This window comes from Sorangium sp. So ce295 (assembly GCF_051527405.1).
Classification (GTDB): domain Bacteria; phylum Myxococcota_A; class Polyangia; order Polyangiales; family Polyangiaceae; genus Sorangium; species Sorangium cellulosum_B.
In genome coordinates this window covers 8,739,219-8,760,604 of the sequence record NZ_CP150324.1, presented here as the reverse complement: position 1 = coordinate 8,760,604, position 21,386 = coordinate 8,739,219, and the positions used below count along the sequence as shown (strand labels likewise).

General features: G+C 73.7%; 18 protein-coding genes. 10 read left to right on the top strand and 8 right to left on the bottom strand.

From position 1 onward, the window contains the following. Positions 1-33: 33 nt before the first annotated feature. Positions 34-1,263: a lysylphosphatidylglycerol synthase transmembrane domain-containing protein gene (locus WMF11_RS33110; RefSeq protein WP_437542858.1), complete on the bottom strand. Its 1,230-nt coding sequence runs from the start codon at positions 1,261-1,263 to the stop codon at positions 34-36. Between the two features lie 322 nt (positions 1,264-1,585). Between WMF11_RS33110 and WMF11_RS33105 the strand changes: the two genes are divergently transcribed. Then, on the top strand, positions 1,586-2,710 hold the full coding sequence (locus WMF11_RS33105; protein ID WP_437542855.1) for a 6-phosphofructokinase: 1,125 nt from the start codon (positions 1,586-1,588) through the stop codon (positions 2,708-2,710). Between the two features lie 231 nt (positions 2,711-2,941). After that, positions 2,942-6,202 (top strand): response regulator, encoded by a 3,261-nt coding sequence (locus tag WMF11_RS33100; RefSeq protein ID WP_437973575.1) that lies wholly within the window; start codon positions 2,942-2,944, stop codon positions 6,200-6,202. A gap of 34 nt (positions 6,203-6,236) precedes the next feature. Here the strand turns inward: WMF11_RS33100 and WMF11_RS33095 are convergent, their stop codons facing one another. Next, positions 6,237-6,701 carry a cytidine deaminase gene (locus WMF11_RS33095; protein WP_437903248.1) on the bottom strand — a complete coding sequence of 155 codons (465 nt, stop codon included), beginning with the start codon at positions 6,699-6,701 and terminating at the stop codon, positions 6,237-6,239. Continuing rightward, entirely contained in the window at positions 6,698-7,549 is an 852-nt protein-coding gene (locus WMF11_RS33090; RefSeq protein WP_437542849.1) for a purine-nucleoside phosphorylase, read from the bottom strand. Before WMF11_RS33090 ends, WMF11_RS33095 begins: the two co-directional genes overlap by 4 nt. Before the next feature lie 44 nt (positions 7,550-7,593). On the opposite strand from WMF11_RS33090, the gene WMF11_RS33085 reads away from it, so the two are divergent. The 3 genes from WMF11_RS33085 to WMF11_RS33075 all read left to right on the top strand — a co-directional run bounded on the left by WMF11_RS33085 (position 7,594) and on the right by WMF11_RS33075 (position 10,581). Then, positions 7,594-8,031: a hypothetical protein gene (locus WMF11_RS33085; protein WP_437542846.1), complete on the top strand. Its 438-nt coding sequence runs from the start codon at positions 7,594-7,596 to the stop codon at positions 8,029-8,031. Positions 8,032-8,335: 304 nt separating this feature from the next. After that, positions 8,336-9,310, top strand: a complete 975-nt coding sequence (locus WMF11_RS33080) for an RNA polymerase sigma factor (RefSeq protein ID WP_437542844.1) — start codon at positions 8,336-8,338, stop codon at positions 9,308-9,310. Continuing rightward, entirely contained in the window at positions 9,307-10,581 is a 1,275-nt protein-coding gene (locus WMF11_RS33075) for a FecR domain-containing protein (RefSeq protein ID WP_437973574.1), read from the top strand. Before WMF11_RS33080 ends, WMF11_RS33075 begins: the two co-directional genes overlap by 4 nt. Before the next feature lie 8 nt (positions 10,582-10,589). Here WMF11_RS33075 and WMF11_RS33070 read toward each other — a convergent pair whose 3' ends face one another. Next, complete coding sequence (locus tag WMF11_RS33070) at positions 10,590-10,895, bottom strand: PilZ domain-containing protein (protein ID WP_437973573.1); 306 nt, start codon at positions 10,893-10,895, stop codon at positions 10,590-10,592. A gap of 73 nt (positions 10,896-10,968) precedes the next feature. Between WMF11_RS33070 and WMF11_RS33065 the strand changes: the two genes are divergently transcribed. Further along, on the top strand, positions 10,969-12,168 hold the full coding sequence (locus WMF11_RS33065; RefSeq protein WP_437973572.1) for a hypothetical protein: 1,200 nt from the start codon (positions 10,969-10,971) through the stop codon (positions 12,166-12,168). A 61-nt stretch (positions 12,169-12,229) separates the two neighbouring features. Here WMF11_RS33065 and WMF11_RS33060 read toward each other — a convergent pair whose 3' ends face one another. The 3 genes from WMF11_RS33060 to WMF11_RS33050 form a co-directional block, all read right to left on the bottom strand. Beyond that, positions 12,230-12,793 carry a hemerythrin domain-containing protein gene (locus WMF11_RS33060; RefSeq protein WP_437973571.1) on the bottom strand — a complete coding sequence of 188 codons (564 nt, stop codon included), beginning with the start codon at positions 12,791-12,793 and terminating at the stop codon, positions 12,230-12,232. Positions 12,794-12,956: 163 nt separating this feature from the next. Beyond that, complete coding sequence (locus tag WMF11_RS33055) at positions 12,957-15,200, bottom strand: hypothetical protein (RefSeq protein ID WP_437903243.1); 2,244 nt, start codon at positions 15,198-15,200, stop codon at positions 12,957-12,959. A gap of 48 nt (positions 15,201-15,248) precedes the next feature. Continuing rightward, the gene (locus WMF11_RS33050; RefSeq protein ID WP_437542833.1) at positions 15,249-15,653 is read right to left on the bottom strand and encodes a PilZ domain-containing protein; all 405 of its coding nucleotides are present in this window, start codon (positions 15,651-15,653) and stop codon (positions 15,249-15,251) included. A 59-nt stretch (positions 15,654-15,712) separates the two neighbouring features. Between WMF11_RS33050 and WMF11_RS33045 the strand changes: the two genes are divergently transcribed. From WMF11_RS33045 to WMF11_RS33035, 3 genes are all read left to right on the top strand, one after another. Beyond that, positions 15,713-17,458 (top strand): class I adenylate-forming enzyme family protein, encoded by a 1,746-nt coding sequence (locus WMF11_RS33045; protein WP_437973570.1) that lies wholly within the window; start codon positions 15,713-15,715, stop codon positions 17,456-17,458. A 52-nt stretch (positions 17,459-17,510) separates the two neighbouring features. Next, a complete protein-coding gene (dnaJ, locus tag WMF11_RS33040) occupies positions 17,511-18,611 on the top strand; it encodes a molecular chaperone DnaJ (RefSeq protein ID WP_437542829.1) in 1,101 nt (366 codons plus the stop codon). Positions 18,612-18,712: 101 nt separating this feature from the next. Beyond that, positions 18,713-19,558, top strand: a complete 846-nt coding sequence (locus WMF11_RS33035; protein ID WP_437542827.1) for a pyruvate, water dikinase regulatory protein — start codon at positions 18,713-18,715, stop codon at positions 19,556-19,558. Between the two features lie 21 nt (positions 19,559-19,579). Here the strand turns inward: WMF11_RS33035 and larE are convergent, their stop codons facing one another. Beyond that, entirely contained in the window at positions 19,580-20,440 is an 861-nt protein-coding gene (larE, locus tag WMF11_RS33030) for an ATP-dependent sacrificial sulfur transferase LarE (protein ID WP_437542825.1), read from the bottom strand. A gap of 100 nt (positions 20,441-20,540) precedes the next feature. Here larE and WMF11_RS33025 point away from each other — a divergent pair, with 100 nt between their 5' ends. Then, complete coding sequence (locus tag WMF11_RS33025; protein ID WP_437542823.1) at positions 20,541-21,365, top strand: OmpA family protein; 825 nt, start codon at positions 20,541-20,543, stop codon at positions 21,363-21,365. Positions 21,366-21,386: the final 21 nt, after the last annotated feature.

The following is a 21,386-nucleotide window of genomic DNA, read 5'->3' as shown; positions in this document are numbered from 1 at the left end:
GTCACCCCGTTCCCGCGTCACCCCGTTCCCTCGTCACCCCACGCCTTGCTGCCGGTCGGTGGTGTCCTCTCCACCCAGCGGCGCCTTCGCGGCGCGCGCCGCCTCCGCGAGCGCGCGCTTCTCCGCCTCCGTCTGCTTCACGCGCTCCTCGAGCACGTCGGCGCCGAGGTAGCGGAAGACGTAGACCCCCCCGACGAACATGCAGAGGAACAGGGTGAGCACCCGCCAGAGGACGACGTACGGCACCACGAACGCGCCGTGGACCCAGGGCGACATGAGCGCGTTCGAGCCGAGCTCGGCGACGCCGCTCGCGCCGGGCGTGGGGGTCATGTAGAGCGCGAAGTTGAGCAGCGTCTGGATCAGGACGACCTGCACGATCGGCGGGCCTACCGAGACGAACGTCGAGGGCGAGGTCGGAATGCCGAGCCCGAGCAGGATGAAGTAGGCGACGGCGAACCGCGAGCAGAAGAAGCCGAACGTGAGCAGCAGCGCGGCGGCATAGGCGCGCTTGCCGCGGCGCATGTAGATGCGGAAGCCGTGGTGGAACTCGTCCACGCCCAGCAGCAGGCGCGCGGTCGTGGCGCCGGGGGCGGCGAGCGCGGCCTCGGCGCGGGCCCGCAGCCGGGGCACGCGCCGGGCGCCCAGCAGGATGGCGCGCAGGAGCTTCCCGAGCGGCACCGAAAGCGCGCGGACGATCCCCTTGAGGAGGGGCGGGTACGCCGCCGCGGCGATGAGCGCGACGAGGGCCGAGCCGAACATCGCGACGGTGAAGAGGAGCAGCCACTCGATCTGCGGGCCCGCCGGCACGACCAGCATCCCGCCCTGCTGCAGCACGAAGATGACCACGGCAGACAGGAGGAAGAAGGTGATCGTGCACGAGGCGGTGAGCAGCTCCGCCGTGGCCACGTCGACGAGCCGCATGCCGCCGTGCACGAGCACGGCGGCCTGCGACGGCGCCGCGCCGGCCTGTCCGGGGGTCACCCCGGCGCAGAACATCAGCACGAACTCCGAGGTCACCGCGGTACGGACGCGGAGCTCGGGCCAGAGGACGCGCCCGAGGGTCCAGATCCTGAGGCCTCCGAACACGCCCTCTTGCAGCGCCAGCACGGCGCCGACGAGCAGCCAGCCCGGGCGCACGTGCGCGAACGCGGCGGCGAGGCTCGCCTGCTTGTCGTGGATCTCGCTGTAGAGGACGTAAGCGAACGACGCGAGCGTGAGCGTGACGATGACCTGGATGCCTCGGATCAGGGTGGCGCGGTTCATACAGGGGCACGCAGCCGGGGTGATCGCATGCGCACGCCCCTATACCCTGTCGCCGGCGCTCGCGACCGTCATGCCTGCGCTCCTCCCAGATCGACACCCCTCCCGTGGCGGCCCCGACCACACGGCGCACGCGCGGCGGTGCGAAGGCCGGTTCGCGCAGGCGCTCCTCGCTGGGCGCGCTCCCCGGGCTCGCCCAGCGGGCCGCGTTCGCCGACGTCCGCCGTCGTTCCGTCGAATCGCCACGCGCATGCGTGCCTTTCGAGGCCAGGTCGAGGAGATGTCTATTGCGTCGCCGGGGGCGGCTCGCGATGCTGCGAGCGTCATGGCGGCACGAAAGATCGCTATCAGTACAGGCGGGGGTGACGCGCCGGGGCTCAACGCGGTGATCCGCGCGGCCACGCTCGGCGCGCTCGAGCGTGGCTGGGAGGTGTGGGGGATCCGGCAAGGGTACCGCGGGTTGCTCGACGACGCTCCGGACGGGCTCATCCGCCTGGATCGCGAGCGGGTCCGGGGCATCGCGCACCTCGGGGGCACCATCCTGGGCACCGCGAACCGCGGCGATCCGTTCCACTACCCGACGCCTGGCGAGCACGGGCTCGTGCCGCGGGATCGATCCGAGGACCTCGTGCGGCGGTTCCGCGCGGAGGGGTTCGACGCGCTCATCTCGGTGGGCGGAGACGGCTCCATGCGGATCGCGCACGAGCTGCTCCAGCGCGGGCTGCCGCTCGTGATCGGCGTACCGAAGACGATCGACAACGACGTCTGCTGCACGGACCTCACGTTCGGCTTCGACACGGCGGTCTCCATCGCGACCGAGGCGCTCGACCGGCTCCACACCACGACCGAGGCGCACGAGCGGATCATGGTCGTGGAGGTGATGGGGCGGCACGCGGGCTGGATCGCGCTCAACGCCGGGATCGCCGGCGGAGCCGACGCCATCCTGATCCCGGAGATCCCGTTCCGGGTCGAGGCGATCGCCGAGAAGATCCGCCTGCGGGAGTCGCGCGGGCGCCGCTTCTCCATCGTCGTGGCGGCCGAGGGGGCGTACGCGCAAGGCGGTGAGCTGATCATCAAGGACGCGGGCGACGCGTTCCGTCGCACCGCCGTGCTCGGGGGCGTGGCCGAGCGCGTGGCCAAGGAGCTCGCGGCCCGCACCGGCAAGGAAGCGCGCTCGATGGTGCTCGGCCACCTCCAGCGGGGCGGCGGACCCACGACGGCGGATCGCTTGCTCGCCCTCCGCTTCGGCGCGGCCGCGGCGCGCTGCCTCGTCGAGGACTGCGGCAGCGGGATGGTGGCGCTGCGCTCGAACCGGATCGAGCTCGTCCCCCTCGAGGAGGTCGCCGGCAAGACGAAGACGGTGCCGCTCGACTCGGACACGGTCGTCACGGCCCGTGAGATGGGCCTGTGCTTCGGAGACGAGGCGCCCGGCCACTTCGTCGCGCCCTGATCGGCGAGCGCGCGGGTCTTCCGCTGTCTCCCTGCTCCTCGGCAAGAGCCATGGTGGGATTGTGCGGTATCGCCCCCGGGCCGGGCGATTTCCGCTCGTCGCGACGTCGGCAGGATTGGCAGGCGGACGGCGGCCGCGCGATCTGAGCTGCGCTGCCAGCCTCGTGTTTGACACTCGTTGAAGGGGGCCGATATCTTGGTTTCCCCTCCGAACCCGCGCACACCCCGGAACATGACGAAAGTCCTCGTATTTGAGAGCGATCCGGCGTTTGCCGGGGAGCTCCGCACGGAATTGGGCCGCCTCGGCTGCACCGTTCAGGTGGTCGACGACGGCAACGTCGGCCTGCAGGCGGCCGCGGCCGAGCGCCCCGACCTCATCCTGCTGTCGATCGAGCTGCCGCGCATGAACGGCTTCTCGGTCTGCAACAAGCTCAAGAAGGACGTGCAGCTCAAGGACGTACCGCTCGTCATCATGTCGAGCGAGTCGAGCGAAGAGACGTTCGAGCAGCACCGCAAGCTCAGGACGCGCGCGGAGGACTACATCCACAAGCCGATCGCGTTCGGCGAGCTCCTCGAGCACATCCGCAACTACGTCCCGATCGACGGGGACGACGCGGAGGCCGATCCGATCATGATCGACGAGGCCGAGGTGCTCGAGGCCGACATCGACGAGGACTCCGGCGATCCCACGATCGTCACGGCCGCCGTGGGCTCGGACGGCACGCCCGGGAGCGTCGCGCCTCCGCCCGCCGTTGCGCCGTCGATCCCGCCGCCCGTGCCGAGGCCGCCGTCCGCGGCGCCGCCGCCGCCTGCCGCCGCCACGCCGTCCGCGGTGCCGCCGCCCCCCGCGCCGAGGCCGCCGTCCGCGGCGCCGCCTGCCGCGCCGAGGCCGATGTCCGCGGCGCCGCCGTCTGCCGCCACACCGTCTGCCGTGCCGTCGGCGCCCCCTGCCGCCGCTGCGCAGGATCGCGCCCGGGCGTCGGCTCCGCCGAGGCCCCCGCAGGGCGCCGCGGCGCGGTCGGACGCCCGCAAGTCGGACGAGGACATCGAGGAGTTCATCGGCGGCGCGTTCACCCGGCTGATCCGCGACGAGGAGGAGGAGCGCACCGACGTCAGGCCCTCGGTCGCGCCGTCGTCTCGGACGCTGGCGCCCACGAAGACGCCGGTGCCGGCCTCGGCGCCACCGCCCGTGAGCTCGTCGCCGGTGGCCGCGTACCGGGCTCCGATCTCCGAGCGCGGGGCCGCGTACCGGGCTCCGGTCTCCGAGCGCGGGGCCGCGTACCGGGCTCCGATCTCCGAGCGCGGGCGGCTGACCCCTGCGCCGCCCGCGCCGCCTCGCTCCGACGCCGACACGGCCGAGATCGAGCGTCTGCGTGGCGAGCTGGACAGGTCCAAGGGAGAGATCGTCCGCCTCACCAAGGAAGTCGCGGCCGCGCGCGCGACCTCGCTCCGCCTCGAGGGCGAGCTCTCCTCGACGAACGACGGCAGCCAGGAGGCGGCCCGCCTGCGGCGCGAGCTCGACGAGCTCAAGGTGAAGCTCGCGTCCGGCGCCGGCGCCGGCTCCAGGCCCGGCGGCGTGTCGAGCCGCGAGTTCCTGGATCTGCGCGAGGCGCTGAACAAGAAGGACAAAGAGATCCTCGCGCTCCGCGACCAGATGTCGCGCAAGGACAAGGAGCTGCTGGAGCTCCGGGATCAGTCGCTGTCGCTCGAGCGGGAGAAGGCCGATCAGGTCGACAGGATCCTGGAGCTCGAGCGCGCGAGCGAGGACCTCGACGGACAGGTCGCGTCGCTCCGCGCGGACAAGGAGCTCGCCGCGAAGCGCGCGGAGGACTTCAAGGCGCGCGCGGAGAAGCTGCAGGGGCAGATCGCGGCCCGCGACGCCGATCTCTCGTCGGCCCGGCAGGCGCTGATGGACGCGGAGGCGGCGCACACGGAGGCGCTGCGCGCGGCGGCGGACGAGAAGACGCAAGCGATCGCCGCCCTCGAGGCCTCGGCGCAGCGCGAGCTCGAGGAGAGCGCGCAGGCGGAGCGCGAGCGCTTCGAGCAGGCGGCCGCGGAGCACCGGGCGGAGGTGGAGCGGCTCAACGCCGAGCACGCCGCCCGGCGCGAGCAGCAGGCCGCCGAGCACCGCGCCGCGATCGAGAAGCTGACCGGTGAGCACGCCGGCGCGATCGAGAAGCTGGCCGGCGAGCACGCCGGCGCGATCGAGAAGCTGACCGGCGAGCACGCCGGCGCGATCGAGAAGCTGACCGGCGAGCACGCCACGGCGCTGGACCGCCTCCGGGCCGAGCACGCGGCGGCTGCGGAGGGAGCGAAATCCGAGCACGCCGCCGCCATGGAGGGGCTGCGGGCCGAGCACGCCGGGGCGCTCGACGCGGCGAGGCGCGAGCACGAGGCCGCCGTCGAGGCGCTGCGGCGCGAGCACGAGGCCGCGACGGAGCGGCGCGGCCGGGAGCACGCCGCTGCGCTGGACACGGCGCGGAGCGAGCACGCCGCCGCCCTGGAGCGCGCCCAGGCGGAGCACGCCGCCACGCTCCAGGGGGCGCGCGACGAGCACGCCGCCGCGCTCGAGAAGCAGCAGGCCGCGCACGCGTCCGCGCTGGAGTCGCTGCGGGGCGAGCACGCGAGCGCCATCGAGGGGCTCCGGAGCGAGCACGCGAGCGCCGTCGAGGGGCTCCGGAGCGAGCACGCGGACGAGATCGGACGGCGGGATCGCGAGCACGCGCGCGCCCTCGAGGGGCAGGCCGAGGAGCATGCGCGGGCGATCGCGCAGCAGACGGAGGAGCACGCGAGGGCGCTCGCGGCCGCGCGGGAGAGCTTCGCAACGCAGCTCGCGGCGCGGGAGCGCGAGCTCATCGAGGAGCGCGAGCAGGCCGTCCGCGACGCCGAGCAGGCCCACGCGAAGCGGGTGGCCGAGCTCGAGGAGCGCGCCGCCGAGCGGCAGGCGCAGCTCGAGGCCGCGCACGCGCAGGCGCTCGCCGACACGCGCGCGGCGCACCAGGCCGAGACCGCCGAGCGGGAGGCCGCCTGGGCGGCGCAGCGGCGCGAGCTGGACGAGGTCGCCCGCGGGCTCTCCACGGAGCTCGGGCAAGCGCGCAACCAGATCGCGGACCACGAGGCCCGGACGCAGGAGCTCGAGCAGCAGCTGGAGCAGCGCGCGGGCGAGCTCTCCGCGGCCGCCGGGGAGCGCGAGCGCCTGCTGGGCGAGCTCGCCGAGCGGGCGCGCTCCATCGAGGCGCTCCAGGGCCAGCTCGCCGAGGCCGAGCGGCGTGGGAGCGAGCTCGGCGCTCAGCTCTCGCAGCGGACCGAGGAGCGCGACACCCTGCGGGCGCACGGCGAGCAGCTCACCGAGCAGCTGGCCGTCGAGCGCGCCCGCCTGCAGAAGGCGCGCTCGAAGTGGGGTGAGGATCGCGTCTCGCTCGAGCGCGCGCGGGAGGCGCTCGCCGCGGCGCTGTCGCAGATCGATCAAGCCGAGGCGCTCTCGATCGAGTGAGCCCTCGGCGCTCCCTGGAGGGCGCTCGGGGCGATCAGCGCGAGAGCGCGGCCGCCCCGAACGCCTCGGGGAGCAGCGCCGACAGCGAGGTGGTCCGCGGCGCCACGCCGTCGGCCTCGGCGGCGATGAGGCGGATCGGGAAATCCACGGCGAACTCGGCGAGGGTTTGCCTGCACATCCCGCACGGGCTGCCGAGCACGGGCCCGCTGGTGGCGACGGTGAGCGCGATCGGATCGCGCTCGCCGGCCGCGACCATCTGCACGATGGCGGAGCGCTCTGCGCAGATGGTGAGCCCGTACGAGGCGTTCTCGACGTTGCAGCCGGTGAACACGCGGCCGGATCGCACGAGGATCGCCGCGCCCACCCGGTAGCTGGAGTACGGCGCGTGCGCCCGCGTCCGGACGGCGACGGCGGCGTGGTCGAGCGCGTCCCAGTCGATCGCCTGCGCCGCTTCAGCCGAGGCGAGCGCGTCGCCGGCGTCGCGCGGAGGGGGGCTCACGACGCCGTGCTCCCGGCCGCGACGTCGGCGCCGACGCGGCGGACCCACGCCGAGAGCAGCGCCGTGAACCGTGCGCGCGCCTCCCGCGCGGTCTCCTCGACCTCCTTGTGGTCGAGCTCGCGCTTGGTCAGCCCCGCGGCGAGGTTCGTGACGCACGAGATGGCCGCGGCCGGCACGCCCATGTGCCTGAGCGCGATGATCTCCGGGACCGTGCTCATCCCGACCGCATCGGCCCCGAGCGCGCGCAGCATCCGGATCTCGGCGGGCGTCTCGTACGTCGGCCCGAGCAGCGCGGCGTAGACCCCCTCGCGCAGGGCGACGCCCGCGTCGCTCGCCGCCGTCTTCGCGAGCTCGATCAGCCTGGGATCGTGCGCGTAGGTCATGTCGGGGAAGCGCTTGCCGAGCGCCTCGTCGTTCGGCCCGACCAGAGGGTTCGCTCCCATCAGGTTCAGGTGATCGGTGAGCAGCATGAGATCGCCGGCGGCGAACCCCGGGTTGATGCCGCCGGCCGCGTTCGTCAGGAGCACGGCGCGACAGCCGAGCCGGGCGAGCACCCGCACCCCGAACACCACCTTCACCAGCGGGTGCCCCTCGTAAAAGTGCGCGCGCCCCTGCAGGCAGGCGACCTGCACGTCCCCGACGCGGCCGGCGCAGAGGAAGCCGGGGTGCCCGGCGACGGCCGGCCGGGGCATGCCAGGGATGTCCGCGTAGGGCACCTTCACGAGGTCGGCGAGCTCGTCGCCCCAGCCGCCGAGCCCTGATCCGAGCACCACACCGACGCGCGGAGGCGCTGGAATTCGTTCGCGAATGACGCGCGCGGCTTCGTCGAGCTCAGGGAGGAAGGTCACCCCGACAAGCTACCCCAGCGCGGCGCAGGGGGTAAACGTCGCAGATGCACAGCGGCGCCGCGCGTGATAGGGTCGCCGCCCTTTCGGGGCAAGTGACGACGATGGCTACCAAGATCGAAGATTTCTTGAAGGAAAAGAAGATCGACCCCCGCCGCATCATCGCGGCGTCGGTGAAGATCGAACGGCTGCAGCCGGAGGATCGGGCGATTCGCCTGACCAAGCGGCTGGCGCGTGGCAGCGAGGACGCTGCCAAGAAGAAGGAGGCGGCCAGCGCCAAGAAGCCGCGCAGCGGTCGTCCCGTGACCGACCGCACGCTGAGCGCCGCGCTTCAGGGCAAGCCGATCAGCGGCCCCGCGAAGACGCGCGTGCTTCGCGCGGTCAACCGGCTCCTCGAGCAGAAGAAGCAGGAGAAGGTCGAGCTGTCGGCGCTCTTCGAGCTGCCCAAGAAGGGCGGCGCGGCGGGGGCCGAGGCCGCGGGCTGAAGCCGACGGGGACGACCCGGACGGCACCGCGATCTCCTCGACTCGCCCGGCTGGAGCGCGCGTCGGCCTGAGGCCGGCGCGGGCTCCAGCCGGGCCCCTTTTTGTCAGGGTCTGTAGGCGCTCGCTAGACGCGATCGCGGCGGCGGGAGCCCAGATCGAGCAGGTCGGCGGCGACGAGGGCCACGGTCAGCGATACCGCGATGAAGATCATGCGCCGGAAGGTCGCGCCAATGTGGCTCAAGGAACAACTTTTCTGCGTTCGGCGTAACCGCCGCTCCGGGAGAGCAGCCGTGCGGCGCCATGAATGATCCGGCGGCTCGGCGCACCAGAGCTCTCCGTGCATACCGTGGCGGTCGAGACGGGGGCGCTGTGGGCGCACCTCTCGCGGTCGTTCTTCCCTGCTGACGCGGCTGCGCCGGACGGCCGTGGCGACGACCTGCCCGAGTGCGCTGCCAGAGACGCCCGCGCGCCGCTCGACGTCGCGTTCGCGGGCGGTGACCGCTCTCGTCGTCCGGCGCTCCTCGTCTCTCCGTCGAGCTCCATGAGCGCCGAGGGGGCGGGTAGGCTTCCGCAGGTGACCGAGCCCGACGACGTGGGCGAGTGGATCCGCCGCTTCCAGAGCGGCGACCCGACGGCGTTCGCGGAGATCTTCCGCCGCTACCGCCGCGACGTCGCGCGCCTCGTCTTCAGGATGCTCGGGCCGACCGCCGACGTCGAGGACGTCATCCAGGAGGTGTTCATCCAGGTGCACCGGAGCCTGGGTGACTTCCGGGGGCAATCGAAGTTCACGACGTGGCTCCACCGGGTGACCGTCAACGCCGTGCTGATGGCGCGGCGCGCCGCGCGCTGCCGGCCGGTGTTCGTGAGCGAGCTCGGCGCCGATATCGAGGTGGACCGCGGCATGCTCCCGGACGAGGACGCCGCTCGCGCTCGCAGGATCGACGCTTTTCGGCGGGTGCTGGAGCGCCTCCCCGAGAAGAAGCGGGTCGTCTACGTCCTGCACGAGCTCGAGGGGATCCCGCCGACCGAGATCGCGGAGATCGTCGGCGCGCCGGTCCTGACGGTGCGGACGCGCCTGTTCTATGCGCGCCGCGAGATCGAGGCGATGATGCGCGCCGAGCCTGCGCTCGCCCAGCTCGCCGCCGAGCTGGCCGAGGGCGGCGCGGACAAGGCAGATGGCGCCGGGCCGGCAGCGGCGCGCACGCGCGTTTCCGTGGGGGGCGCCGCCGTGGGATACCCCGCGGCGGATCCATCGGCTGTCGACGCGGAGGACGCATGAGCGGCGCAAAGCATTACGACCGGGCACGCGAGCACATGGAGCGGTTGCTCCGCGCCGAGCAGCCGCCCGAGCCGCGCTGGGACACCATCGAGCGCGAGCTGTTCGCGCGGATCGAGCGGGCCGCTCCGGTCCGCCGCGCCGCGCCGCCGCAGCGCTCGCCGCTCGGGCGCGCGCTCGGGTTCGCGGCGGCGGCGGCGGCCATCGCGTTCGCGGTCCTCGCGGCCGGGCGCTCGGCCCCGCCCGTCACGGCGACGTCGACGCCGCCGCGCGTCCGCGATCTCGCCGAGGTCCCCGTGGCAGCCGGCGGCGACCGGGCGTCCGGCGACCTGGACTTCCGCGCCCTACGGCCTGGCGACTCGGTCGAGGCCGCGGACCACGCGGTCTCTTTCGTCGATGTCGGCTCGGTGCGCTGGACGCTCCTGCCGGACAGCCGCGCCGTCGTGCGCGCGGTGGGCGCGGCAGGGGTCGGCCACGTGATCTCGCTCGAGCGGGGCTCGGTGCGCGCCGACGTCGTCACGCGCGCGCCCGAGGAGGGGCTCGTCGAGGCGTTCGCCGTCGAGGTGGACGGCACCCGCGTCGCGGTGCACGGCACGCTGTTCACCGTGACCCGGCTGGAGGGCCGCGTGGAGGTCGACGTGGAGCACGGCACCGTCGCGGTCGGCCCTGCGGCGTACCGCGGCGCGACCACCGCCCACCTCCTCGTTGGCCCGTCGCGCGGCACCTTCTCGCTCGACGGCGGCCGCGAGGCGCGCCTCCTCGATCGCCCCGCGCCGCAGGAAGGCGTCGCCGCGGTCGCGTCGCCGGAGCCGGCGCCTGCACCCGCTCCGCCCCAGCCGGCCGTCGGCGCGCGTCCGCCGGGCGGAGCCGCTCTGGCCCCGGCGGTCGTGGCTCGCGCCGAGGAGCCCGCCGCCCCTGCGGTCGCCGAGCCGACTGCGCTGCTGTCGCCGCTGACGACCGAGCCCCCGCCCGCCGCCGCGCCGCCGAGCCCGGAGGCGCAGGAGGCGTCTGGCCCGCCGGCGCTCACGCCCGCCTCCGTGCAGTCGCTGCTGTCGAGCTGCTTCGCGCGGGAGAGCGCGAGCGGCAGGTCCTCGGTCCGCCGATCGATCGTCTCGACGCTGCACGTCTCCGTGCGCCCCGACGGCAGCGTCGCCGCCCTGCGCTTCAACCCGCCGCTCCGGCCGGCGCTGCAGGCTTGCGCCGAGGGCCTCTACCGAGGGCGCTTCACGGGAAGCTCGAGGCAGCTCGACATCCCCCTGACCATCGACGACTGACCGACGCTCTAGAGGGAGCCGAGGAGCTGCGTGAGCGCGTAGGTTTCTCGCGCGCCCATCATGCCGAACTGCACCCCCATCCCCTCAGGGGTGGTCCATCGCACCACCGACGGGATCACGGCGACCTGCTTCAGTCCTTGCAGGGACAGCAGCACCTCGACGGTCGCGCCGAAGGGAGCCGGCGAGCTCGTCTCGATGAACATCCCGCCGAGGCTGAGGTCGCAGCATATCGCGTCGACGCGCGGGCCGTCACCGATCCGGAACGCGATCGAGAGCTCGATTTGCTTGCGCGGGTGCTTCCGGTGATCTCGCACGTTCCTCGCTGGCTAGCTGCGCGGCGCTGAGGCGCGCCGCGTGGGGTATTCTGGAGCGCAGAGGAGACGATCAATGTCGCGAGCCGAGAGCGTCGCTGTCAAGCGCCGGGAGCCGCGCTCGAGTTCTTCTTCGAGCCGCTCGAGCCGCCCGAGTCGCCCGAGTGGCTCGACCCGATCGAACAGCAGCGGTAGCAGCACCCCCGCGGTCGCGGTCGCGTCGTCCACGAGGGCCGACGCGGGGGCGCGCCGCGGCTGGAAGCGGCACCTCGAGGGCTGGGAGCCGGGGCTCGTGGCCGTGTTCATCGCGGGCTCCGCGGCGATCCTCGCCGTGCCGCGGTCAGTCGAGCCGGCCGAGCTGCCGCTGCCGCTCGCCGACGCGCGAGTCCTCGCGCGCGTGCGAGACGCGGACATCACCCGCGCTCGCGAGGCCGAGGAGCTCGGGCTCGACGCCGAGGTGCGCGAGCTCGGCTCCGCCATCCGCGCGTTCGGGCTCGTGGACGCCGACGCGGATCACACCGAGGCCGAGCTCCTCGCCGCGCGCGCGCGCGTGACCGACGCCGTGGGCCGCGCGCTCGCCCAGGGGGACGAGGCGGTGCTCCGGCTGCGCGCCTACCAGCTGAGGGCGTTCGTCCGCGAGGTGCGCCGCTTCGAGGCGACCGGCGAGGAGTCCGACGAGCTCCGTGAGCTCGGCGGCGACTTCCTCGGGCTGCTCCGCCGAAACGCCTGGCTGGGGCAGGGGGACGCGGCGCAGCGCGGCGGCGAGGAGGGGGCCCGCCGCGTCGCCATGGATGGCGTCGTGCTCGGTGTGCTCTTCAAGAAGCGCTGGAGCGCCATCGTCGGCGTCCAGCGAGATCCGTTCGCCCCGGCGCTCGACGAGGAGCGCGCGCTGTTCAAGTTCTTGCTCGCGCGCCCGCTCGCCGCCGCGAGGAGCGCGCAGACCCTCCCGGCTCCTCCCGACGAGGAGACGGCGGCGCGCCTTGCGCAGGCGGGTGGGTCAGGGCCGCGCGCACCCGCGGCGGCGCGCCGCGCCGCGGAGGCGCGGCGCGCCGAGGAGCAGTATCGCCTGAAGAAGATCGACGAGCTCGCCGCGCTCGACCCCTCCTATCCCAGGCACCTCGCCCGCGGCGTCAGCCTCTATCGGCTGGGGAGCTTCATGCAATCGGCGGAGGCGTTCCGCAGCCACCTGGACCAGCACCCCGACGGGGCGCACACGCTTCGAGCGCAGAACTACCTGCGCGCCGCGCTCGAGCGCGCGCGCGAGGAGCAATTCTAGGAGCGGTCTCCCGTCGGCCGCGCCGAGCGGTCGTGCCCGCGGCGCATCCCCCGGGGCAGGCCTACGGGCCCCTGCGCATCCCGCCGGGGCGGTATGGGCGCCCGCTGATGCCCTTGGCCGGGTTGCCTTGCCCTCCGCGCCCTCGGCGCGTCTCCATCTCGTTCCAGATCCCCTGCTTGGCCGAGGCCTGCAGGAACCGGCGAGCGGCCGGAAATACCTCCTGCTCCTCGCTCTCCACATGGCGCTGGTGCGCAGCGCGCAGGTCCTCGATGAGCTGGGGGATCGTCTCCACGGCCTCGGGGCCGCCGTCTCTCTCGATCGCGGCGCGCAGCGCGTCGATCGCGCGCTGTTGCGCCTTGTGCTCCTGCCGGAGGCGATCGAGGGTCGGCGCGATCGCCTCGAGCACCGCGAGCCGCGGGTACAGCGAGCGCTCCTCGTCCTCGCGATGCCGGCTCATCGACCGCTCCAAGTAGGCCACCACGCTGGAGAGACCCTCGAGCGCGGCGGCGCGCCCGCGGGGATCGCTGAGCGCGCGCGCGGCGCGCGCGAGATCGTTCAGGTTCTCTTCCAGGCTCCGGTGAGCGGCGGCGAGCTTCTCGAGCGGATCGATCCGGTCATCGGACATTCATCGATGATCGAACGACAAGGCGCACGCGTGGAAGCCCTTTATTCCTTCCGCGCGCTGTTCGCGCGCGCTGGTCATCCGACCAACTCGCCACCTGACCAGCGGAGACCGTATCGCACATCCGGCCCAGGTCATCCATCCCGCGCGCGATCGCTGGCGCGTTCTACGGAAGGCCCGCGTTGCGGGGCAGATCGAGGCGCAGCGCGGGCGCCAGCATCTCGCGCGCGAGGTGCACCTCGAGCAGGTCGATCACGGGGCTCTTCGACACCGCGCGGAGCCGCTCGTCCGCGCCGGCATCCCCCGCCGCCTTCCTGGCCATCGCGGTGTAAAATTGCGCCTCCACCCGCTGCGCTGCGCTCCGGGCGAGCCTGCCGAGATCCGCGTCGCTGAGCCCACCGTTCGCCCAGGCCGCGAGCTTTCCCGTCCAGGACGCGCGGCTCGTCGCGCTGTCCAGCGCGCGGCCCGCGGTGCCGTCGGTCGCGACGCCGAGGGCGCGCTCCAGCAGCAGGACCCAGAGCCCGCCGTAGATGAGATCGTCCTCGTCCACGTTCGCCTCGAGGCCGCGCTTCAGCGCCCGCCGCGCGGCGGGGAGATCGCGCTCGACGAGCGCGCGCCCCACGGCGTCGAGCATCGTGGCGCCGAGCTGCGGCGCCTCGGCCGCCACCAGGGCGAACGCCCGATCGTACGCCCGGGTCGCGCCCTTCTCGTCGCCATAGCCGTCGAGGATGCGCCCGAGCAGCCGCTCCGTCCGCGCCTTGGCGCCGGGATCCCGGGCGCGCTGCCGGGTGTCGAGCGCGGCGGCGAGCGCGGCGTCGAGCGACTCCTTCGCCCGGTCCTGCGTGCCAGCGTCGCGGTGGAGCTCGAAGGCGAGCAGGTGCGCCTGGATGATCTCGAGCGGCGCGCTGCGCGCGTCCGGCGCTCCCAGCGCCCGCCGCACGTCCTCGAGCGCCGCCTGGGGCTCGCCGGCCTGCCGCTCGGCCATCGCGAGCACCGTGAGCCCGTTGACCGTCGGCTCGGCCGCCGTCGCCGCGCGGAGAAGCGGCAGCGCGGCCACGAGGTTGCCGGCGCGCAGCTCGAGCGACGCCATGAGAGAACGGACGCGGGCGCCCGACGGATCGAGCGCGCCGCCGCCGCGCGCCGCCTGATCGGCGAGCACGAGCAGCGGCCCCGCCGCGTTGTAGGTGCGCCGGGCCGCCTCGAAATCGTCGTTCGACGCCTCCTCCGAGAGCGCGCTCAGCACGAGCCCGAGCGCGGCCCCGAGCGCGCCCGGGCTCGGCCGGTCGCCGAGCGCGCCGGCGATCACGAGCGGCGTCGCCTCGGACATGCCGAGGCGGATCATCACCTGGGAGAGGAGCGTGGCGCTGTCGTAGTTCAGCGGGTCGCGGCGGTAGGCCTCGAGGGCGGCGCCCCAGATCGCCCCGTCGAGCAGCTCCTGCCGCATCCCGGTCTCGGCGTCGCGCTCCTGCGCCGCGTGCTGCGCGAAGGCGGCGGCGAGCGCCTGCCACGAGACCGCGTCGTCGTCGGTGGCGGCGGCCTTGAGCCGCTGGTACAGGCCGGGCGGGATCACCCGGCGCACGCTCGTGCGGTCGATCTGATCGATCGCGCCCTTCGCGTCCCCGAAGCGGAGGAACAGCGCCGCCAGGCTCGCGCCGCCCGACTCGAGCGCGCGCGCCGCCTCGACCGCCTCCTCGCGCTCCGGCCTCGCGCCGCCCTGCCGGTACTCGATGTTGAACTCGATCGCCCGATCGATCCACGCCACGGTGGCGGCGGCCGCGCGCTGGATCGACTCTGCGCGGCCGTCGACGAGGGCGCGCGAGACGGCCGCGCGCTGATCCGCGCCGAGCTGCTCGAGCGGCCCGCCGGTGCGCGTCTCCTTCATCCACTGCTCGAGCGCGGCGAGGTGCTCGTCGCTCTCGGCGCGGGCCCGGCTCCCGCTCGGCAGCGCGGCGGAGCGGAGCTCCATGAGCGCCCGCACCCGCCCCTCGTCGCCGCGCGGGCTGAGCCGCTCGATCGCGCCGGCGATGGCGCGCTCGCCCACGGCGTCGATCATCTCGGCGCGCCCCTCGCCGGGACGGACGAGGGCCAGCGCGCCCAGGACGCTCTCGACCGCCCGGTCGGGCTGCCCTGCGTTGAAGCGCCCGGCGGCGTGCGCGAGCTGCCTGCGGACCACGCCGATGAGCAGGCCCGTGCGCTGCGGGCTCTGCTTGCCGTCGCGCACGATGGAGAACAGGCTGGCGGAGAAATCGGCGTCGCGGACCTCGACGGCAGCGACGCGGCCCTCGGCGCCTGGCGGCCCCTTCGCCCCTGGCGAGCCAGAGGCCCCGCAGGCGACGGGAGAGAGCGCGAGGGCAAGCGCGGCGAGACCCCGAGCGAGACGGCGCCGAGGGAACAGGGGCGGCAGCGGCATTGCGAGCCAGTGTACACGGGGGGAGCGTGAGCGCACCCCTCGGAGGCGCTACCGCGAGCCGTCGCCGAGCTTGCGGCCGAGCAGCTTGGAGGCGAGCGTCTCGCCGAGCTCGCTCATCATCAGCTGCTCGACCACCGCCTCGGTAGCGGCGCGCTCCGCGTCGCTCGTGTACTGGAACTCGATCCCCATCCCCGCCGGAGCCGACTCCGTCGCCTCGGCGGTCGTGACGATCCACTTCACCCGCCCGCGAAGGCGGAGCGGCTCGGCCAGGTTCCGGATCGAGAGGGCGAACACGAACTCGGTGCCGATCGCGAGCGGGCGATCCGTCCGGATGAACGTCCCGCCTTTCGAGATGTTTCGGGTGTAGTCGGCGAAGAACGTGTTGAGCCGTTTGTACTCTACGCTCAGCTCGATCGCGGCGCGCTGGGCTGAGCGGCGGTCAGCTTCCGTCACGGGACCCACCCTACCACGGCGCATGCGGGCCAATGCGGGCCAGAGTAAAGTCGCCGGCCATGCGACTCGGAGGGGTCAGGTCCGCGCTGGCGAGCGGGCGAGGCACGATCGACGCGGCGCTCGCCGCCGGGCGGGCAGTGACGCAGGCGGGGCTGCTCGCCGCGCTGCGTTGGCCGGGGCTCAAGGTGCTCGCGCGCGAGCTCGCGAGAGGCAAGGCGAACCCGTCGCTCTTGTTCCGTTTCCACGCCGAGAACAGCCCGCACCGGATCGCGGTGATCGAGCCGCTGGGCCTCGCGAGCCTCGCGCCCCGCGCCGCGGGGCCCCCGGCCGAGGATCGGGTCTACTCCTTCTTCGCGCTGAACGAGGCCATCGATCGGCTGGGCTCCGCGCTCGACCGGCGCGGCGTCGGCCCGGGCGTCACCGTGCTGCTCGCGCTCAAGAACCGCCCCGAGTTCCTGATGTGCCAGGTCGCGCTGGCCCGCGTCGGCGCGTCCGTGGTGGCGGCCTCGTGGCGATCGACCCCCGCGGAGCTCGCCTACCTCGCCGGCCACTCCGGGGCGCGCCTGCTCCTGTTCGACTCCGACATCGCCGGCGTGATCCGCGAGGCCGCGCCGCGGCTCGAGGGGATCCCGCCCGAGGAGATGATCGCGATCGGCGAGCGCGTCCCGGGCTTCTCGCACCTCGACGACCTCCTCGCCGCGTTCGACGATCTCGCCGCCGAGCGGGGCGCCTCGCCGGATCGGAGCGAGCGCGCCGCGGTGGTGATGTACACGTCCGGCACCACCGGCAAGCCGAAGGGCGCGGTGCGCGGCTTCGGCGGCGGCATCGTCCTGCCGGCGCTCGGGGCCATCGGCGCGACCCCGATGCGCGCGGGGGACGTGCACCTCGCCGTGTGCCCGCTCTACCACCTCACGGCGCTCGGCTTCGTCAACCTGTCGCTCATCGTCGGCGCCACGATCGTCATCCTCCCGGAGTTCCAGCCCGAGCTCTTCCTCGAGGCGATCCAGCGGTACCGCGTGACCACCACGGCGGTCGTCCCGACGATGCTCCACCGCGTCCTCGAGCTCGGCGAGGCGCGGCTCAGCGCCTACGACACGTCGTCGCTCACCGCGATCTTCGTGGGCGGCGCGCCGCTCTCGCCGGCGCTCGCGGCGGAGGTGATGGCGGCGTTCGGCGAGCGGCTCTTCAACTTCTACGGCGCGACCGAGACGGGCATCGTGACGATCGCGGGCCCCGGGGATCTGCGCGCCTCGCCGGGCACCATCGGGCGCCCCGTCGCCGGCAGCGAGCTGCTGCTCCTGCGCGAGGACGGGACGCCGTGCCAGGACGGCGAGGTGGGTGAGCTTTACGTGAGGAGCTCGTTGCTGGTCTCCGGCTACCACAGGGACCCAGGCGCCACGCGCGAGTCGACGCGCGACGGCTACTTCTCGGTCGGCGACCTCGCCCGCCGCGACGCGCGCGGCTGCTACCACCTCGAGGGCCGCAAGCGGGAGCTCATCATCTCGGGGGGCGTGAACGTGTACCCCGCCGAGGTGGAGTCGGTCCTCCACGACCACCCGGCGGTCGCCGAGGCCGCGGTGGTGGGCGTCCCGGACCGCGCCTTCGGGGAGCGCGTGCGCGCGGTCGTCGCCCTGCGCCCCGGCGCGGCCGCGAGCGAGGGCGACATCAGAGCGCACTGCCGCGCGCGGCTCGCGGGCCCGAAGGTCCCGCGCGAGGTCGTCTTCGTCGACGCGCTGCCGCGCAACCCGACGGGCAAGGTGATGAAGCGCGAACTCGCCGGGCCCGAAGGGAAATCAGCGGATTAGGCGGCCCGGTAGCCGCTGTCCCGGGAGGGCGATCGATGCTATTTCGCACGTCGTGCGGGATCCGTACGAAGTATTGGGCGTCGAGCGTTCCTCGACGCAGGATGAAATCAAGAGCGCCTTCCGGCGGCTCGCCGGCCAGCACCATCCCGACAAGAACCCCGGGGATCAGGGCGCGCACGTCCGCTTCAAGGAGCTGAACGCGGCCTACCAGATCCTGAGCGATCCGCAGAAGCGCGCGGCGTTCGATCGGTTCGGCCCCGCCGCCGTCGGCGCCTCCGCCGGCTCGGGGGTCCCGGGCGTGCCCTTCGACATGCAGGACCTCAACCTCGACGCCATCTTCGGCGATCTCCTCGGCGCCCTGGGCATCCGGGTCGGCGACCGCGGGACGCTGCAGAAGGAGGTGCGGATCACCTTCGAGGAGGCGGCGTTCGGCTGCACGAAGGAGATCGCCTACGATCGCGTCGAGCCGTGCGGCGACTGCGCCGGCTCGGGCTCCGCGCCGGGCGCGTCGACCGAGCGCTGCTCGGCGTGCTCGGGCCGCGGCCGCGTCCGGATGCAGCAGGGGATGTTCCCCATCGCGATCGAGCGCCCCTGCGGGCGGTGCCGCGGCACGGGGCGGATCGTGACCGACCCGTGCAGGACGTGCCGCGGCGCCGGCCTCGCGGCGAAGCAGAAGACCATCGAGGTGACGATCCCTCCGGGCGTGGAGAACGGCGCGACCCGGCTCGTGGAGCGCGGCGGCAACGCCGTCCGCTCCGACCGGGGGCCGGGCGATCTGGAGCTCACCATCCGCGTCTCGCCGCACGAGCTCTTCCGCCGCGTCGGCGACGACGTGGTGTGCTCCGTGCCGATCTCGTTCGCGCGCGCGGCGCTCGGTGGCGAGCTGGAGATCCCGACCCTGGAGGGAAAGGGCCGGCTCCGCATCCCCCCGGGCACGCAGCCCGGCGCGGTGCTCCGGATCAAGGGCAAGGGGATACCGCGCCGCGTCGTGGGCGGGCGCGGCGACCAGCTCGTCGAGGTGAGCGTCGAGGTGCCGACGCAGCTCACCGCGACGCAGCGGGAGCTCATCGCGCAGCTGGCGAAGGATCTCGGCGAGAACGTGCAGCCTCAGCAGGCCACGTTCATGGAGAAGCTGAAGGGGCTGTTTGGTTGACCTGGCGCGCGGCCGCGCGCGATCCTCCGCGCTCTGCTGAACGCCGAGGCACGAGCCCTGCCTCGAGCGCCTGAGCCGAAATGGCGACGGAGGGATCGGACATGGACAAGGCGAAGTTCATCGACGTCCTGAGCGACTCCACCGGAGAGACGGCGGAGAAGGCCGTGCGCGCCGCGCTCCTCCAGTACCCGGACGCGGGGGTGCAGATCCGCCTCCACACCCGGGTGCGCACGCCGGAGGTCGCGCGGCCGGTGCTCGAGCGCGCGGCCCGGGAGGGCGCGCTCGTCGTGTTCACCGTGGTGAGCCCCGAGCTGCGCGAGTTCCTGCACGCGTCCACCGCCGAGCTGAACATCGAGGCGATCGATCTGATCGGCTCGCTCATCGTGCGGCTCGGCACCTTCCTCGACCGGGAGCCGATCAACCTGCCGAGCGCGATGCTCCCGCTGAGCGAGGAGTACTTCCGGCGCATCGAGGCGGTGGAGTTCGCGGTGAAGAGCGACGACGGCAAGGAGCCGCGGAACTTCAAGAGGGCCGACATCGTCCTCGTCGGCGTCTCGCGCACGTCGAAGACGCCGCTGTCGACGCTGCTCGCGCAGCGCGGCCTCAAGGTCGCGAACCTGCCCCTGGTGCTCGGCGTCCCGCCGCCGCTCGAGCTGATGGAGGCCCACCAGGATCGGGTCGTCGGGCTGACCATCGGGATCGATCAGCTCTGCGAGATCCGGCAGGCGCGGCTGCGCCAGCTCGGGATGCCCTCCGAGACCAACTACGCGATGCGCGAGCACGTCCGCCAGGAGCTCGACTTCGCGAACCGCCTCTTCGCCGCGCACCCCGAGTGGCCGGTGGTCGACGTCACCAAGCGCGCCATCGAGGAGACGGCGGTGATCATCCTCGAGCACCTGAAGGAGCGCGACGAGCGCGCCAAGGTCGTGCGCTCCTCGCTCGTGTGAGGCCGCGCGGCTCCCGCGAGATCAGCTCACGATCTTGAGGGCGCGGCCGACGAGGACCTCGTTGTGGCTGCCGGTCCTGTACCCGCCGAGATCGAGCGTCACGTACCGGAAGCCGTGCCGCTTGCCGGCGGCCACGATCTCGGCGCGCACCGGCGGCTCGGCGGCGCGCGCGAGCTCGCCCGCGTCGAGCTCGATGCGCGCGAGGTCGTCGTGGTAGCGGACGCGGACCTGGCGGAAGCCGAGGCCGCGCAGCGCCGCCTCGAAGCCGCCGATCTGCGTGAGCCGCTCGCGCGTGACGCTGGTCCCGTAAGGGATCCGGCTGGAGAGGCAGGCCGCGGCCGGCTTGTCCCAGATGGGCAGGCCGACGCGCGCCGCGCCGGCGCGCACGTCGGCCTTGCTGAAGCCGAGCTCGACGAGGGGGCTCAGCACGCCCGCCTCCCGCGCCGCCTCCAGCCCGGGGCGGTAGTCGCCGAGGTCGTCGGTGTTGGTGCCGTTCACGATCGCCGCGAGCGCCCACTCGGACCGCTTTCGCGCGGCGATCCGGTAGAGCTCGCTCTTGCAGTGGAAGCAGCGATCCGGGTTGTTCGCGACGTAGCGCGGATCGTCGATCTCGGACGACTCGACGAGCCGGTGGTCGGCGCCGATCAGCCGGGCGATCGAGGTGGCCTCTTCCTTCTCGGCGGGCGCGAGGCTCGGCGAGACCGCGGTCATCCCGACGGCGCTCGGGCCGAGCTCCTGGTGCGCGACCGCGAGGACGAAGGCGCTGTCGACCCCGCCGGAGTAGCAGACGAGGACCGATCCGAGCTCCCGGAGCCGGGCGCGCAGCCCGGCGAGCTTGGGATCGATGGGCGAGCCCTCGGGCGTGGGCGACAGCGCGGACATGGCGATCCTCTTACCATAAGCCGCGTTCCGCGCCGGTCGGCCCGGCGTCCGCCAGGTTACTTGCGGTCCGAGCGCCGGTTCTGACACGCTGCAGGGCGACATGGACCCGAAGAGGAAGCAGGCCGCCCGCACCTCCCTGCCGTTCGCGCTCGCGGCGGCGCTCGCGCCCGCCGCGTTCGCTGGCCAGGGGTGCAGCGACAACCGGCTGCCGCCGCGGGAGCTGCCGCGCGCCGAGGAGCAGCAGGCGCTCCCGCGATGGTACCCGGAGAAGCCCTGGTCGGAGCAGGGCGGGGAGAGCCAGGTCTACATCGAGGGCAAGATCGTCTTCGACACGAGCAAGGCGACGATCCGGCCGGGCAGCGAGAAGACGCTGGAGACGCTGCTCCAGTTCATCAAGGAGCACCCCGAGGTGACGCGGCTGCGGATCGAGGGGCACACGGACGCGCAGTCGAGCGAGGAGCACAACCAGGCGCTCAGCGCCCGGCGCGCCCTCGCGGTCGCCGACTGGCTGGTCGATCACGAGGTCGAGAGCGACCGGCTGATCGCCGTGGGCTTCGGCGAGTCGCGCCCGCTCGGGCCGAACGAGATCGCGGCAGGCCGCAGCGAGAACCGCCGGGTCGAGTTCCACGTGGCCGAGGTGAACGGGCGCCCCTTCCTGGGGCAGGATCCGTACAGGGGCGGCCTGGCGCTGGAGGTGCTGAGCCTCGAGCAGCGCAAGCAGCGCGCGGAGCAGGCCGCGCAGCTCAAGGCGCCCCCGCCCCGCAAGGGCTTCGTGGCGACGGGCGACGAGATCAAGCCGGTGCAGGTCAAGCCGCGGGCCACGTCGGAGGCGCAGGAGGGCGAGCCCCCCGCGCCGAGCGCGCCGGCCAAGGAGAGCGCGCCGCCACGTGACGGCGGTGGCGCGGCGCCCGCGGGCGGGGGCTGAGCGACCTCAGGGCGAGGTGCC